Genomic DNA, 14,335 nt, shown 5'->3' with positions numbered 1-14,335 from the left:
GCGCGCAACAGCGTACGCAAGGTGGCGACCAGCACGTTGGGGTCGACCGGATGGATCAGGTACGCATCCGCGCCGGCATCCAGGCCGGTGATCATGTCGCCGGTGGCGATCGAGGCGGCCGACACATGCACCACCGGCAGCAACGCGGTGCGTGGCTCGGCGCGCAAGGTGCGCACGATGTCGAAGCCGCTCATGTCCGGCAGGTTGACGTCCAGCACCACGCCGGCAAACGACTGCGCCGCCAGCTTGGCCAGACCCTCGGCGCCGGTGCCGGCCTCCTCGACCACGAACCGATGGTGTTCGAGCACGCGCCGCACCGAATACCGCGTCACCGCGTTGTCGTCGACGACCAGAATGTGCTGCCTGCTGCTCACGTTGCGTTCTCCGCTGCCAGCGTCACCGGCAGCACCACGAAAAATTCCGAGCCCTGCCCGACCACGCTGTTGATGCCCACCCGGCCGCCCAGCAGCTCGGCGAAGCGCTTGCAGATCGACAGCCCCAGCCCCGTCCCGGTCAGGCGCTTCTGCAGCGGCGAGTCCACCTGTACAAAATCCTCGAACAAGGCATCGTGAAGCTCGGGCGCAATACCGATACCGGTGTCCTGCACGCTGAAGCGCACGTGGCTGTCGCCTTCCAGCTGCGCCAGCACGCGCACGTGGCCTTGCGGGGTGAACTTGAGCGCATTGGAAATGAAGTTGCGCAGGATCTGCGCCAGCTTCTTGTCGTCGGTATAAAGCATCGGCAGCACCGGCGGATCTTCGAAGATCAGTGTGGTGGTGCCGACATCGGTGAGCGGGCGAAACATGCCGCGCAGCGCGGCGAACAGGTCCATCAGGTCGAACCAACCCGGCGAAATGGTGATGCGGCCGGCCTCGATCTTGGCCAGGTCCAGCAGGTCGTCCACCATCTCGGTGAGCTCGCGCGCCGAAGCGCTGACAAAGCGCACCTGCTTGAGTTGTTCGTCGTTGAGCGGGCCGTCCATGCCGTCTTCCAGCAGCCGCGTGATGCTCAGGATCGAGCCCAGCGGGGTGCGGAATTCGTGGCTCATGTACGACAGGAACCGGCTCTTGAGCTCGGACACCTCGCGCAGTTGCTCGGCCTGCTGATCGAGCTCGGCATACAGGGCCAGCACGCCCTGGTTGGTTTCTTCCAGCTCCTCGCGCAAGGCCTGGTTCTGCTGGCGCAAGGTGGCCAGTTCGGTGTCCGCCGCGTGGCCCGATGCCGCATCGGATGAATTCATTGCATGCCTCCCAGGCGCATGACGAAGACGCAGGCATCGTCGCGGCCGCGCGCGTAGTCGCGCAACAGCACGGCGGCGATGATGCGTGGATGGCGCGACAACAGCGCAGGGTGGTCGCGCAGGTTCCAGCGCGATTGCAGGCCGTCGCTGTGCATCACCAGCAACTTGCCGGCGGCCTGCGGAAAATCGAACGGCTGCGCCTTGCGAAATTGCACCCCCACGATGCCTGGATGCGAGGGCATGCCGCGCGCGCCATCGCCATCGCCATCGCAGAGCGCTGCACCGAGATTACCAACGCCGGCAAAGCGCACCTGCCCGCTGCTGCCGTCGAACTGCATGACCGCTGCCGCACCGCCACGGGTGCCGCACATGCCCGCATGCAGCCGCGCGATGCGCTCGCCGGGCTCACCGCTGGCCGTCGCCGCCACCCGGATGCCGGCATCGGCGGCATCGGCCGCGCCCGGCCCATGGCCCAGACCATCGATCATGGTGACCGTCACACGTGACCCATCGACGCCCAGGTGCCAGCCATCGCCACACACCACTTCGGTGGGCAGCGGAAGCCGGATCGCGCCATACGGCAGGTCGGCCGTGGCCTGCGTATCGGCATACACCCGCGCCAGCACCACCGCACCGGTGGCGTCCGAATACGCGTCCAGCACCGCGGCATGCCGCTGCACCGCGCCCAGGCCGTTGCCCGGTGTGCTGCCGGTGGAATAGCCGTCCGGCAGACAATCGGCGAGCACGAAGCCCGGGCCCCGGTCGATCGAACACAGCTCCACGCCGAGGCCACCGCGCCCGGCCACGGTGCACAGTTGCAGTTGCCCGCCGCCGCCGTGATTGAGCAGGTTGGTGCACAGCTCGGTGGCGACCAGCGCAACACGTCCGCAGGCGTCCTGGTCGAATCCGCTGGCCTGGGCAAGCGCCACCGCATCGCGGCGCACCTGTCCCACCTGGGTCACTTCCTCGACACGGATGACCTGGGTGAGCGCACCGGCAACATTCACTTCCATTTGGTGATGGTGATGCGCGTGCCCTTCCCCGCAGCGCTGTCCAGCACGAAGTCGTCCACCAGCCGCCGGCTGCCGGACAGGCCCAGGCCCAGCCCGCTGCCGGAGGTCCAGCCATCGGTGAGCGCAAGTTCCAGATCGGGGATGCCCGGGCCGTCGTCGCGGAAGGTCAGCTGCACGCCCTTGCGGATGCCGCTTTCCACCACCGCCCAGTCCATGTCGCCGCCGCCGCCGTAGATCACCGTATTGCGCGCCAGCTCGCTGGCGGCGGTGACCAGCTTGGTCTGGTCGACCAGGCGCAGGCCGCACTGCACCACCAGCTTGCGCACGGTCTGCCGCGCCAGCACCACATCCTGCTCGGTGCGCACCGGTTGCGAGCCGGCGCTCATGACGATGCGTTGGGTTGTTGCAGCAGCCGCATGCCGCGTTCGACATCGAGCGCGGTGCGCACCGAAGGCAGGGTCAGGCCCAGCTCGACCAGGGTGATCGCCACGGCCGGCTGCATGCCGACAACCACGGTCCTGGCGCCCATCAGCGCGGCCAGCCCGGAGATGGTGCTGATCATGCGGCCGATGAACGAATCGACGATATCCAGCGCGGAGATGTCGATCAGCACGCCACGCGCCGAGGTGGCGCTGATCTTTTCCGACAGGTCTTCCTGCAGTTGCAGCGCGAGCTGGTCATGCATGTCCACCTGGATGGTGACCAGCAACAGGTTGCCCATCCGCAGGATCGGGATGCGCTCCATGTCAGTCTGCCCTGCTGACGGTCAGGCCGGTGCGCTTGAGCGCCAGCGCCAACGCGTCGGCCAGGTTGGCCTTGGTCACGATGCCCTGCAGATCCAGCCCCAGATGCACGATGGTCTGCGCAATCTGCGGGCGCACGCCGCTGATGATGGCATCGGCGCCCATCAACCGGATCGCGGTGACGGTCTTGAGCAGATGCTGCGCCACCAGCGTGTCCACGGTGGGCACGCCGGTGATGTCGATGATGGCGATTTCCGAACCGGTGTCGACGATGCGCTGCAACAGCGATTCCATCACCACCTGGGTACGTTGCGAATCCAGCGTGCCGATCATCGGTAGTGCCAGCACGCCTTCCCACAGCTTCACCACCGGCGTGGACAGCTCCAGCATCTCTTCCTGCTGCCGCACGATGATGTCTTCGCGGGTCTTCTGGAACGCCTTGACGGTGTACAGACCCAGGCGGTCGAGCAGTTCGGACAGCGCCCACAGCTGCTGCCCGAGGTCTTCCGGCGTGCTGGCGTATTCGCGCTGCACCAGCTCGAACAGCACGCGTTTGAGCGAGAAAATGAAGTTGGCGGTTTCCTGCGAATCGAAACCGCGCGTGGCGCGATCGCGCGAGAGCGTCTCCAGGAAGCGCCGCACTTCGCTCCACTCGGCGCTGTCGAGACTGCTGCCGTCGTCCTTCAGCGAGGCGACCAGCAAGCGTAGGAAGTCCGCGCCCTGGGCCTGCAGATCCTGCCGCGAGATGCGCGCATCGTTGCCAAGGCCCGACCCCAGCCAGGCGGCCAGCAACGCGGCTTCCTGGTCACGAATCGCGTCGATCGAGCGCTGCTGCAGTGCCACCATGAGATCACCCGCCAAATAAAAGTAGAGAGGCTGGGCATGCGGGCTGGACTGCGCCCTGTCCGACGCGGCGCCCCCACGCCGATGCGCAGCAGAGTAAAGCAATTCAGATTCGGCAACCAGCACGTAAATCTGTAGCGGTCAGAGGACGCCACCGCGGCAGTTTGACATTGCAGCGCCACCATCGAACGTGCGCCGGGCCACGCCTGCAGACAACGCCCGCGCGGCGCATCGATGACGTCCGGAGCGGGCCGCCGCGACGGCGGCGTGTCTCTACCCTGCTGCATCGGGTGCGAACGGCACCACCCTGCATCCGTCCTTCGCATCGGCGCGTTGCCGATGTCGACGGCCGCGAGGCGTAGTTGCCGGTTGACTCGTCCAGGAATATCCACGACCCGCACAATGCAGACCGGGCGGCGGCCGACGGGCAGATGGCGCTGGTGATGATCGGCCGTGCGCACCTGGCCAACCCGCAGTGGTCGTCTCCGGCGACACTGGTACTGGGCCAGGTACGCCCGTCGTGGACGCTGCCGGCCTCCTGCGCGCACTGGCTGGAGCGCTACGGCAAACGCAGTTGATCGTCGGCATGCTGCAAGGGTGCCGCTGGATGCGGCAGCCTCGCAGCCAGCGCAGCGTGTGACCCACCGGCTGCCTTACAGCCCGTAGCGCTCCACCGCATCCAGATGCGGGCGCGGATCCTGATCGCAGGCCTCGGCCAGGCGCAGCCAGCACATCGGGTGCGACCAGCGCGAGGTCGTACAGCGCAAGACGCGATGCAATTCCTGCGGCGAGACGTTTTCCGGAAGCGCCACCGTGAACAACACCCCCGCCAGACCCGAGGTGGGGTCCTCCGGATCGAACGCCTCCGGGTGTTCCGGGTCGACCACGCGGTAGTCCGCGCGGCTATGCCGCCACAGCTTCCATCCACGCATCTCCAGGTCGGCACGCAAGGCCTCGACCACCTCTTCTCCCGGGTCCACACCATCCACCAGCCAGCTGCTGCCGTAGCCGCCGGTCTGCAGCACGTGCACCTGCGCATAGGTCGGCACGAAGCGCTCGCGCTCGGCGTCGTCTTCCGGCGCCGGGTACAGCAACTCGGCATCGAACACGACCCAATCGCCCACATGCTGGCGGCGGTGCGCGGGCGCATTTTCGATGATGCGCGCCGTCACCGGGCCGGTGCGGCGCGCGTAGTACTCGGCCACTTCGCCATCGTCGACGCAACGCACGATCACCCAGCCCCAGTCTTCCTCGACCACCCCGCTGGTGCTGCTCAGTTCCATGCCGATCGCCGCTGCCGAGGCCCGCACCGCGTCCCAGTCCTGCGCGGCGCTGGCCGCGGTCATGTGGTCCCAGTGCGCCGAACGTGGCTCCTCCATCAGCGCGATCAACCGGCGATACACCGCGGCCGCCTCGGTAAAACGGCCGGTGGTGAGATACATGCGCGCCAGCAATCCGCGCGCGCCATGCGAGCCCGGGGAAAGTTCCAGCAGCGCCGTGCAGGCCTGCTCCAGCGCCGGCCAATCGGCCAGCCGCTGCGCCAGTTGCGCCTCGCACCACAACGCCACCACCGGCACCTGCGGGCGATACAGCAGCGCCAGGCGGCGCACACCGGCATCGTCGCCACGGCCCAGCAATAAATTCATCAGGCGGAAGGTCGGACTGGTTTCGTGGTCGGCATGCCGCTGCACGAAAGACCACAGCAGCGCGATGGCCTGCTCGTCCGCCGCGCAGGCGCTCAGCGCCGATGCCGCGGTGTCGACCAACTCGGCGTCGTCGGGGCGCTCGGCGGCCGCCTGCAACAGCCATTGCGCTTCACGCTCCGGGTTACGCACCACCTCGTCGCCCTGCGCGCTCAACCACGCCAGCAACTGTGCGGCTGGCACCGGTGGCGCCTCGCCGGTGGAGGCCGCCTCGATACGCGCGGCCCAGCCATCCAGCGCCTGCGTCGCGCCACGGTCCTGGCGCAGCTTGGACGCATGCGTGCGTGCCAGGACCAGATGTCGGCGCGCGGTCCACACCGCGCCGCGCTGCAGTGCCAGGTCGATCGCCAGCTCGGCCGCCTCGATCAGAATGCGATGCGCACCGACCTGCGCGTAATGATCGAGCATCAGCTGCAGGCGGCTGCCCAGATCCCAGGTGTTGCGTGCAGGCGCGCGCGCGACCAGCACCGCCACCGCGTGCAGCCAGTGCAGGCGATACCGCGGCGCCACCTCGCGCCACGGCAGCAGCGACTCCATCGCTTCGTCATCGCGATGCAACATGGCCAGCGCGCGCGCCTTCTGCAAGCGACGCGGCTGACTGCAATTAGCCCACTCCGCGCCTTCGCGCGCCGCGTCGCGTTCGCGTTGTTCGATCAGAGCCAGCGCCTCGTCTGCACGCCCCAGCGACAGCAGGATCGAGATGCGCATGTCCGGCACGCCATCAAAGATCTCGCCGCCGTGCGCAACGATGGTCTGCGATTGTTGATCCAGGTACGCCAGTGCAGCGTCGCCGCGACCGTCGTCGAGCAGGGCATCGGCCTTTTCGCAGCTCAGGCACTGATAGCATGACCAGCTCGGGTCGATGCGGCCCAGGGTTTCGTCGCAGACCTCGATACGCTCCTGCACCCAGCCCGGGCCATCGATATTGGCGTAGCACGCCGCCAGGTCCTGCGTCACGCACACCGATTGCGGGCACTCCACTGCATCGGCACGGTGCGCCCGCTCGAACAAGGCCACCGCATCGCCCAGCGCACGCTCGCCCTCGCACAGGTTGCCGACCCGGTTGCGCATCTCCCAGTGGCCGACGAACACCTCCAGCCACGGGTTGGCGAGCGTCTTGCCCAGCGCACGCGCCTCGGGCAACAGGGCCTCGGCGCGCTCGATCTGCAGATCGCAGATATGGTCGGTCAGGCGCGTCAGCAGCTGCGCGTTCTGCGGCTGCCCGGCGTCGCCCAGGTCGTCCTGCAGCTTTTCCACCCAGTTCCAGATTTCCATCGCGTGCGTCCTTCAGTGCGGCGCTCAGCGCGCCAGCAGTTGCGTCACGGCCCCGGCAAGATCGCCGAACGCCTGGTTGAGATCCGGACCGCCCGACGCGCTGCCGCCGGGCGGCGGCTGCGTGCGCCCCTGTGCCGACACGATCACCTTGAGCGAGCGCAGCAGACGCGCGGCAACCGCTGCCTGCGGGTTGCCGGCGCGCTGCGCGGCCAGCAATGCCTGCAACGCCGGGTTGTCCAGATTGAGATACAGCCGCTGGGTCTGACGTGCTTCGATGCGCGCGGTGAACTGGCGCGCCAGCCGCAATGCGGCGGTGGACACCCGCTTGTCGTTTTCGTCCTGCTCCAGCCGGCGTTTGAGCTCGGCCTCGCGGTCGGGCACCACCACCAGCGGCAGTTCTTCGGGGCTGAAGCGCGCCGGCACCAGCGCTTCGCCATCGCCCAGGTGCTGTTCCAGCCACGCCAGTTCGTCGGCCGGCAACGTGTCCAGATGGAACAGTTGGCGGTTGCCGTGCTCGGTGCCCAGTTCGACCAGCCGCACCCCCTTGGCCTGCGCCCAGCGACGCAGGAACGGCACCACCGCATAGCGGTTTCCATAGGCCACCGGCACGCCCATCGCACGGAACAGCATTTCCTCGAAACCGCCGTCGCTGTCGAGGATCACATGCACCGCGCCACGCGCCGGCAATTGCTGCGCCGGCAGGTCGCCCTGCGAGGTGGGTACGCGCACGTGTTCCAGCAGCAGTTCGAACAGGCGCTCATCGCACAACGCCGCGCCGAGCAACGCTTCGTTGTGCCGCAACAGGATGCGGCGCCACGCCTCCGGTTGCTGGCGCGCCACCTCCGCCAGCCCCTGCACCAGCGCCTCGGACAAGGCATGCTGCACCGCACTGTAAACCGTGTCTCGCTGCAGATCCTCGCGGCTTGCGGTCGGGGTCAGGCGGTTGGATTCGATCACCCCGCCGATGAAGCCCGCCCACGGTGGCAGCAGTTCGCGCGCATTGTCGTCCAGCAACATGCCACGCAGAAACACCGACAGATTGCGGTTGTCGCTGGTGCCATAGGTTGCGCCGTCCTGCACCCACAGCAGGCCCACCGCATCGCTGCCATCGTCGGCACGTACCGGCATGCAGCACAGCGGTTCGAAGTTGCGCTCGAAGCGTGCCGCGAACTCACGTTGCCGGCGCCACGCCTGCACCGGATGCAGCGGCACCACATCGTGCGTGCGCCACGGCGGCGGCTCGGGATTGATCGGCTGCGCATCGGCGCCGACCCAGATCGGCTCGCGCAGCAATGCGCAGTAACGCGACAGGATCTCGTGCAGCCGCCCCTGCTGCGCCAATGGCACATATTGCTCATGCAGTTCCAGCACCACCTCGGTGCCGACCTGGGCACGCGCCGGAATCGGGCTCACCGTGTAGTGCTCGGCATTGCTGGAGATGTAGCAATGGCCCAACGTCGGGCTCTGGTAGGAGGTGGTGCGCACGGTGACGCGCCGTGCCAGCACGAAGGCAGACAAGAACCCCAGCCCGAACATGCCGATCAAACCGCTGTCTTCATGCCCGCCCTGACGCAGCCCGCGGGTGTATCCCACCCCGACGGTGGCCAGATAGTCGTGGATTTCCTGCTGGGTGAGCCCGGCACCGGTATCGATGATGCGCACGATGCCCTGCGCCGGATCGGCCTGCACATGGATGCGCGACTCGCCATGCCAATCAGGCTGCTCCAGGCGGCGGCGCAGAATCGAATCGTGCGCGTTCTGCACCAGCTCGCGCAGCGCGACCACCGGCGTGGAATACAGATGCTTGCTGAGGACGGACATCAGTCCATTGAGATCGACGCCGGCGCGGCGGATCTGTGAGGCGTCCGTCGCCTCGGAGATAGGATCTTGCATGATCGTCGTCGTTTCCTTGGCGGCCACGCCCGTCCTCGGACGCGCCTCCTGATGGCAGTGCGAGCCGGCAAGGATAGCCGCTGGCCATCTTGTACGCACGTCTCACTTCGGCTCCTGCCCTACCGTGCGTACAGCCAACGGCGCCTGTCTCCGGTCATCGAAAACGACGCGCCACGGCCCGGCATGCGCACCGGGCCGCGGCCGGCTCGACTAGCGCTGCAAGGTTTCCATCGGCGCCTCGTTGAAGTGCTGGCGGTACCCCTTGGCCAGCGCTGAACGACTGCCAACGCCCCAGCGGCTGGCCGCCTGCAGCACACTGCCGCATCCGCCGTCGGCCAGCAGTTCGTCGCGGATGCTCTGCATGCGGTAACGCCGCAGGACCTGGGTCGGCGACAGCCCGGTGGCCGACTTGAACGCCTGCTGCAGCGCGCGCCCGGTCACCCCGATCTGCGCGGCGACTTCATTGATCGACAGATCCGAGCGGTGCGCGTTGGTGATCATGTAGCTATACGCGCGCCGGTACTTGGCCGGCAACCGCGCGGAGATGTCGTCGCTCACATGCGCAGGCGTGCCGCTTTCCAGCAGCCGCGGCGCCTGCACTTCGCTGCGCAGGCATTGCACCGCACCCAGCGCGTAGCGGTTGTACAGCAGCAAGGCCTGTTCGGTACGACCCAGCGCCTGGCTGATCTTGGCCTGGCAATACTCGTACTCCAGATTCCAGCGTGGCGCGTGATGCCGCCCGGCGCCGGCCAGCGCACGCTCGGCCAGATCGGCCCGGCCCACCGCCAGCGCCGCCAGCGCCAGCTCCACCTGCGCATCCTGTCGTGCGCACGGCGGGCAGCCGTTCGCTGCCGCCGGCAATGCATCGATCTGGGCGTCGAAACCGAACGTGTCGCCGCCGGCAATCCGCAGCAGGTTGCGGACATGCCGCATGCGCTGCGCAAGCACCGGCATGCTCTCGGCAAGATCGGCAATGCAGGCCCGCAGTTCGCTGGGCTCGAACGCATGCGCGGCATCGTCCTGGCGCAGCGTGGCCTGCCAGAACACGTGGTCGCTCATGCGGTCGGCACGGCGGATGCGCAACTGCGCAATCATGTCCAGCCGCAACGCGGTGGTGATCCGCAGCCAGTCCGAGGCTCCGCTTTCCAGCTCCGCCAGCACCTCGTGCGCCCGCTCCAGGGTCTGCAGTGCCAGCGTGCTCTGGCCAAGGTGGAAATGGATCAGCGCCTTGCCCAGCAGGCTCTCGCCGCCCAGGCAGGCGGGGGTATCGCGATCCATCGCCAGCTGCGCGAAGCAGTTCAATGCAGCACTGAGTCGGCGCTGGCTGAGCATCAACCACGCGGTATTGCGGCAGGAGAGCAGCCGCAGTTGCCGCTGATGGCCACGCATTGCCTTCAGTGCGTGGCGGTAGGCATCTTCGGCCTCTTCCTGGTACTCCAGGATCAACAACGCATCGCCACTGGCACCGAGCAGGACGACCTCATCGTCGGTTCCCTCGGGCGCGGCCTGTCCATCACGGCGTTGTTGAAGATGTTGCAGACCTTGCGGCCAGGCACCAACCAGCATCCTGCTTGTATAGGTAGGAAGACGATCTGCGTACGACAGGGCAGAAATCGCTGCGAAGTAGGTGGAAAGGATCATGCCGGGCTCTCTCATAGGGGGATGAGCAAATGACAACAGCGCGCCGCTCTCGCTGGCGCAAACGATTGTATGCAGCGGATCCAATGGAATTTCTCACCTGGGAGCACCGCAAAAATCAAAAAACCTCACTCTGTCCACCACCGGCGCTGCCGTGCGTTTTGCATAAGCGCCGCTGCAGTTTGCGTACGCCAGAGAATGTCTAGCGCAGGACATTGCAACCGATTCGAGCGTGTATCGAAGACACGTTGGCGGCACTTCCTGCGCGCTCATTGCACAACGTCTGCCAACACATCACCTCGATGTGGATTTTGGGCGGTTAGCTATCGCTTCGCATCGGCACGTGTGATGATCCAGAGCATTCAGCGCACGCGCGTCGGCCACTCATAACCGAAGTCACTTTCTGGTTACCGACCCCGCGAACCTATTCCAAGTGCGATGCGCGAGTGTCCTAATCGCAATACCCTGGTCTAGACCTCTCATGACCAATTCCATGGCTGCGGCCCAGCCACCTGCACAGCTGGAGCCGCCAGGATTGCGCTGCCAACTGCGCGCCTATGCGTCTTCCGTGTCGCGCATGCCCTGTGCGTAAGAGCTGCATTGCGCATACATGAGCGCAAGCTAAAGCGCGGCTACCCGAACCCGAAGAAAAGTGCGCAGCAGTGAAACTTTCTGCCTTTGGAATGGTACATACCATTCGTCCGACCTCGGTCAGACCCTTCCCCCGGCAGCCCGATGGTATGGCGATGCACTTATCCAGAGATGTGGGTTTCAACATGGCGCCAACCGCCCATTGCCGGCATCCAATGCATGGCCTGTCTGCGTGCCAGCACGGGAAGGCCGGCTGATGCACGGCAACGCCTCCGGAAAGCAGGGATCGGCTTTCCTGTTGACGCAGGACGCGCGCCTGGCCTCGCAGGTCAATGCGAGCCTTGCCCCGCTGACTCCCCACGTTGGGGTGTTTTCCGATGAACTGGAACTCTTACGGACGCTGCGGCATTCGCCCTGCGAGCTGCTGATCTTCGACGCCACTTGCGTGACCTCGGACGACAGCTCGGTGCTGGCCTGGCAGCGCTGCCACAGCGGCCATCCCACGCCACTGATCGTGCTGGGGCGGTTCGACTGCCCGAACGACATCCTGGCCTGGTACCAGTCCGGCGCACAGGAAGTGTTAGCGCTCCCATTCAACTCGCACGAGCTGCAAGTGCGTGCGGCGTTGGCGGTCAGCCCGGCGCCCCAGGCCTGCCAGGAAGCCCAGCAACTGAGTGTCGGCCCGTACCAACTCGTGCGCGAGGAAAACACCGTCTACCTGCATGGCAAGCCGATCGTGCTGACCTCGCGCGAATTTTCGATTGCCTGGCTCCTGTTCTCCAGCCCTGGCGTGTGCTTCCGCCGCTGCCAGTTGGCCAAGGCGGTCTGGGGTAGCCACACCGAATTCACCGACCGCACGATGGAACAGCACATCTACAAGCTGCGCAAGAAATTGCAGCTGTGCAATCACAGTGGTGCGGTACGTATCCGGACCGTGTATTCGCACGGATACAAGCTGGAACTTGCCTCATCAGACAAGGATCCGCTTTTGCCAGGTAAGAGCCTGAGTGCAACCACTGCGCATCATTCGGCCGCCTGCTGAGCAAGCTGCCGATGACTTCGTGCCCCATGCCACGCGCTGCGCCGTAGACATCCGGCCGCGTAAACGACGATGGCGCAGGGGATGCCCGCGCCATCGTTCGATCACGCTCGAACCAGCTGCTTACAGCTTCGGGCTTTCGCCGTACTGATTCGGGCCGGGCGTACCTTCCAGGCACATGAAGACAAGCACGACAAGACCGCCGACGTACGGCACAAAGCTGATCAGATAGAACCAGCCCGACTTGTCCTGGTCATGCAGGCGACGCACGGTCACCGCGATGCTCGGCACCATCATCGCCAATACCACGATGATCATGATGGCGAACACCAGCCACGCCAGCGGGCCGGGGTTGCCGTCGCCGCCCATGACCGCTGCCGCAATACCGAACATGATGGTCAGGACGACCAGGATGATCGCCTGCAACAGCATGAACATCCAATATTCCTTGCGACGCGAACGCCCTTCGAAGTCGGCATAGCGCTTGAGCGGCAACAACATCCATTCCATTGTGTTTCTCCAGTACGGCAGTCAGCGGTGTTTGTGATCCGCTGCTCAGTGCAGCGGCCGCGCATGTTGCCATAGCGCACATCGGGTGAAAACGATTTCTGTCTCCATAGACGCAGATGACACCGGGCCAGCCGACAGACGGTCGCAGCCTCGGTAGAGGCCGTTTCTGCCGGGACGGCGCACTGTCCAGCAGGCTGGATTCGGAAGGCGTTCGGTGTCTCGCGACAGCGCAACCGCCTGCTGCAGCTGCTCGCGGTGCCCTGACCGGCAACGGGCCGACCGGGTTGTCCTCGTGCAGGCTGCCTGCACGAATCAGGCGGGAATGCCGCTACTCTGCCGCCGCTTCCAGCGCCTGGCTCAGCCGCTCCACCGCGATGATCTCCATGCCCTTGATGCTGGCAGTCTTGGGCGCGTTGGCCCGGGGCACAATTGCGCGCTTGAAGCCGTGGGTGGCGGCCTCCTTCAACCGGTCCTCGCCGTTGGGCACCGGGCGGATCTCGCCGGACAGGCCCACTTCGCCAAAGGCAATGGTCTTCTCGGACAACGGCCGGTCGCGCAACGAGGACAGCACCGCCAGCAGCACCGGCAGGTCGGCCGCGGTTTCCTGCACGCGAATGCCGCCCACCACGTTGACGAATACGTCCTGATCGCCCACCACGATGCCGCCGTGCCGATGCAGCACTGCCAGCAACATCGCCAGGCGGTTCTGCTCCAGCCCCACGGCGACCCGCCGCGGATTGGACAAGGGGGAAGAATCCACCAGCGCCTGCACTTCCACCATCAACGGCCGGGTGCCTTCGCGGGTGACCATCACGCAACTGCCCGGCTGCTGGGTACTGCCGCCGGACAGGAAGATCGCCGACGGGTTGGAGACCTCCTTGAGGCCCTTCTCGCCCATCGCGAACACGCCCAGCTCGTTCACCGCACCGAAGCGGTTCTTGAACGCGCGCAACAAGCGGAACCGGCTGCCGCTCTCGCCTTCGAAATACAGCACCGCATCGACCATGTGCTCGAGCACGCGCGGGCCGGCAATGCCGCCCTCCTTGGTGACATGGCCCACCAGGAACACGGCGGTGCCGGTCTCCTTGGCGAAGCGCACCAGCCGCGCCGCGCTCTCGCGTACCTGGCTCACCGAGCCCGGCGCTGCGGTCAACGACTCGGTCCACAAGGTTTGAACCGAATCGGCCACGATCAGCTTCGGCCGCGCCACGCTGGCATGCTGCAGGATGTTTTCGATGCCGGTTTCGGCCAGGGCGTTCAGGCCTTCCAGCGGCAGGTCCAGGCGCACCGCGCGCCCTGCCACCTGGGCCAGCGATTCTTCGCCGGTCACATACAACACCGGCAACGTGGAGGCCATGCTCGCCAGAGCCTGCAGCAGCAGCGTCGACTTGCCGATGCCCGGGTCGCCGCCGATCAGTACCACTGCGCCCTCGACCAACCCGCCGCCCAACACCCGGTCGAACTCGCCAATGCCGGTGGACACGCGCGCCTGCTCGGTCTGCTGCACATCCTTGAGTGCCATAATTTTGGGCGCTTCGGCCTTGCCGGCCCAGCCGCTACGCCGCGATGCCGCTGGCGATGCCTTGCCGCCCGGCGTGGCGCTTTCGAGCACGATTTCGCTCAGCGTGTTCCAGACACCGCATTCGGTGCACTGCCCCTGCCACTTGGTGTACTCGGCGCCACACTCGCCGCAGACATAGGCCGTCTTCGCCTTCGCCATCGCTCTTGCCCATCGTTATTGAAGCAGGAGGATAGTGGCTGACGGTCTCAGTGTGCGCGACGCGAGCTTTGCGGGATTCGGGATTCGGGATTCGGGATTCGGGATTCGGGAGTCGGGAGTCGGGATT

General features: G+C 66.2%; 13 protein-coding genes. 2 read left to right on the top strand and 11 right to left on the bottom strand.

Annotated features, from left to right (window positions below; translation table 11 throughout):
• The 6 genes from OZ10_RS14815 to OZ10_RS14790 form a co-directional block, all read right to left on the bottom strand.
• Positions 1-374: response regulator transcription factor (locus OZ10_RS14815; RefSeq protein WP_039565652.1), on the bottom strand; the 374-nt coding region annotated here is incomplete at its 3' end.
• Positions 371-1,240, bottom strand: a complete 870-nt coding sequence (locus OZ10_RS14810) for a sensor histidine kinase (protein ID WP_039410106.1) — start codon at positions 1,238-1,240, stop codon at positions 371-373. The genes OZ10_RS14815 and OZ10_RS14810, both read right to left, overlap by 4 nt.
• The gene (locus tag OZ10_RS14805) at positions 1,237-2,253 is read right to left on the bottom strand and encodes an ATP-binding protein (protein ID WP_039565651.1); all 1,017 of its coding nucleotides are present in this window, start codon (positions 2,251-2,253) and stop codon (positions 1,237-1,239) included. The genes OZ10_RS14810 and OZ10_RS14805 overlap by 4 nt, the downstream gene beginning before the upstream one ends.
• Entirely contained in the window at positions 2,244-2,639 is a 396-nt protein-coding gene (locus OZ10_RS14800) for an ATP-binding protein (RefSeq protein ID WP_039410100.1), read from the bottom strand. The genes OZ10_RS14805 and OZ10_RS14800 overlap by 10 nt, the downstream gene beginning before the upstream one ends.
• Positions 2,636-2,998: an STAS domain-containing protein gene (locus OZ10_RS14795; protein ID WP_039410097.1), complete on the bottom strand. Its 363-nt coding sequence runs from the start codon at positions 2,996-2,998 to the stop codon at positions 2,636-2,638. The genes OZ10_RS14800 and OZ10_RS14795 overlap by 4 nt, the downstream gene beginning before the upstream one ends.
• 1 nt (position 2,999) lies before the next feature.
• Positions 3,000-3,842 carry an STAS domain-containing protein gene (locus OZ10_RS14790; protein ID WP_039410094.1) on the bottom strand — a complete coding sequence of 281 codons (843 nt, stop codon included), beginning with the start codon at positions 3,840-3,842 and terminating at the stop codon, positions 3,000-3,002.
• 359 nt (positions 3,843-4,201) lie between these two features.
• Between OZ10_RS14790 and OZ10_RS21465 the strand changes: the two genes are divergently transcribed.
• Positions 4,202-4,417, top strand: coding sequence for a hypothetical protein (locus tag OZ10_RS21465; protein WP_275451281.1), 216 nt, complete (start codon positions 4,202-4,204; stop codon positions 4,415-4,417).
• Between the two features lie 75 nt (positions 4,418-4,492).
• Here OZ10_RS21465 and OZ10_RS14785 read toward each other — a convergent pair whose 3' ends face one another.
• The 3 genes from OZ10_RS14785 to OZ10_RS14775 form a co-directional block, all read right to left on the bottom strand.
• Positions 4,493-6,817, bottom strand: a complete 2,325-nt coding sequence (locus OZ10_RS14785) for a tetratricopeptide repeat protein (RefSeq protein WP_039565649.1) — start codon at positions 6,815-6,817, stop codon at positions 4,493-4,495.
• Between the two features lie 24 nt (positions 6,818-6,841).
• Entirely contained in the window at positions 6,842-8,710 is a 1,869-nt protein-coding gene (locus tag OZ10_RS14780) for an ATP-binding protein (protein ID WP_039409576.1), read from the bottom strand.
• A gap of 210 nt (positions 8,711-8,920) precedes the next feature.
• The gene (locus tag OZ10_RS14775) at positions 8,921-10,276 is read right to left on the bottom strand and encodes a helix-turn-helix transcriptional regulator (protein WP_202903020.1); all 1,356 of its coding nucleotides are present in this window, start codon (positions 10,274-10,276) and stop codon (positions 8,921-8,923) included.
• 919 nt (positions 10,277-11,195) lie between these two features.
• Here OZ10_RS14775 and OZ10_RS14770 point away from each other — a divergent pair.
• Positions 11,196-11,981, top strand: a complete 786-nt coding sequence (locus tag OZ10_RS14770) for a response regulator transcription factor (protein WP_039565646.1) — start codon at positions 11,196-11,198, stop codon at positions 11,979-11,981.
• Between the two features lie 120 nt (positions 11,982-12,101).
• On the opposite strand, the gene OZ10_RS14765 is transcribed toward OZ10_RS14770, so the two are convergent.
• A complete protein-coding gene (locus OZ10_RS14765; protein ID WP_039409520.1) occupies positions 12,102-12,488 on the bottom strand; it encodes a DUF805 domain-containing protein in 387 nt (128 codons plus the stop codon).
• Positions 12,489-12,816: 328 nt separating this feature from the next.
• Positions 12,817-14,208 carry a DNA repair protein RadA gene (radA, locus tag OZ10_RS14760; RefSeq protein ID WP_039565644.1) on the bottom strand — a complete coding sequence of 464 codons (1,392 nt, stop codon included), beginning with the start codon at positions 14,206-14,208 and terminating at the stop codon, positions 12,817-12,819.
• Between the last annotated feature and the right edge of the window lie 127 nt (positions 14,209-14,335).

The organism is Xanthomonas cannabis pv. cannabis, from assembly GCF_000802365.1.
GTDB classification, from domain to species: Bacteria; Pseudomonadota; Gammaproteobacteria; order Xanthomonadales; family Xanthomonadaceae; genus Xanthomonas; species Xanthomonas cannabis.
This window is presented reverse-complemented; position numbering and strand designations above follow the sequence as displayed.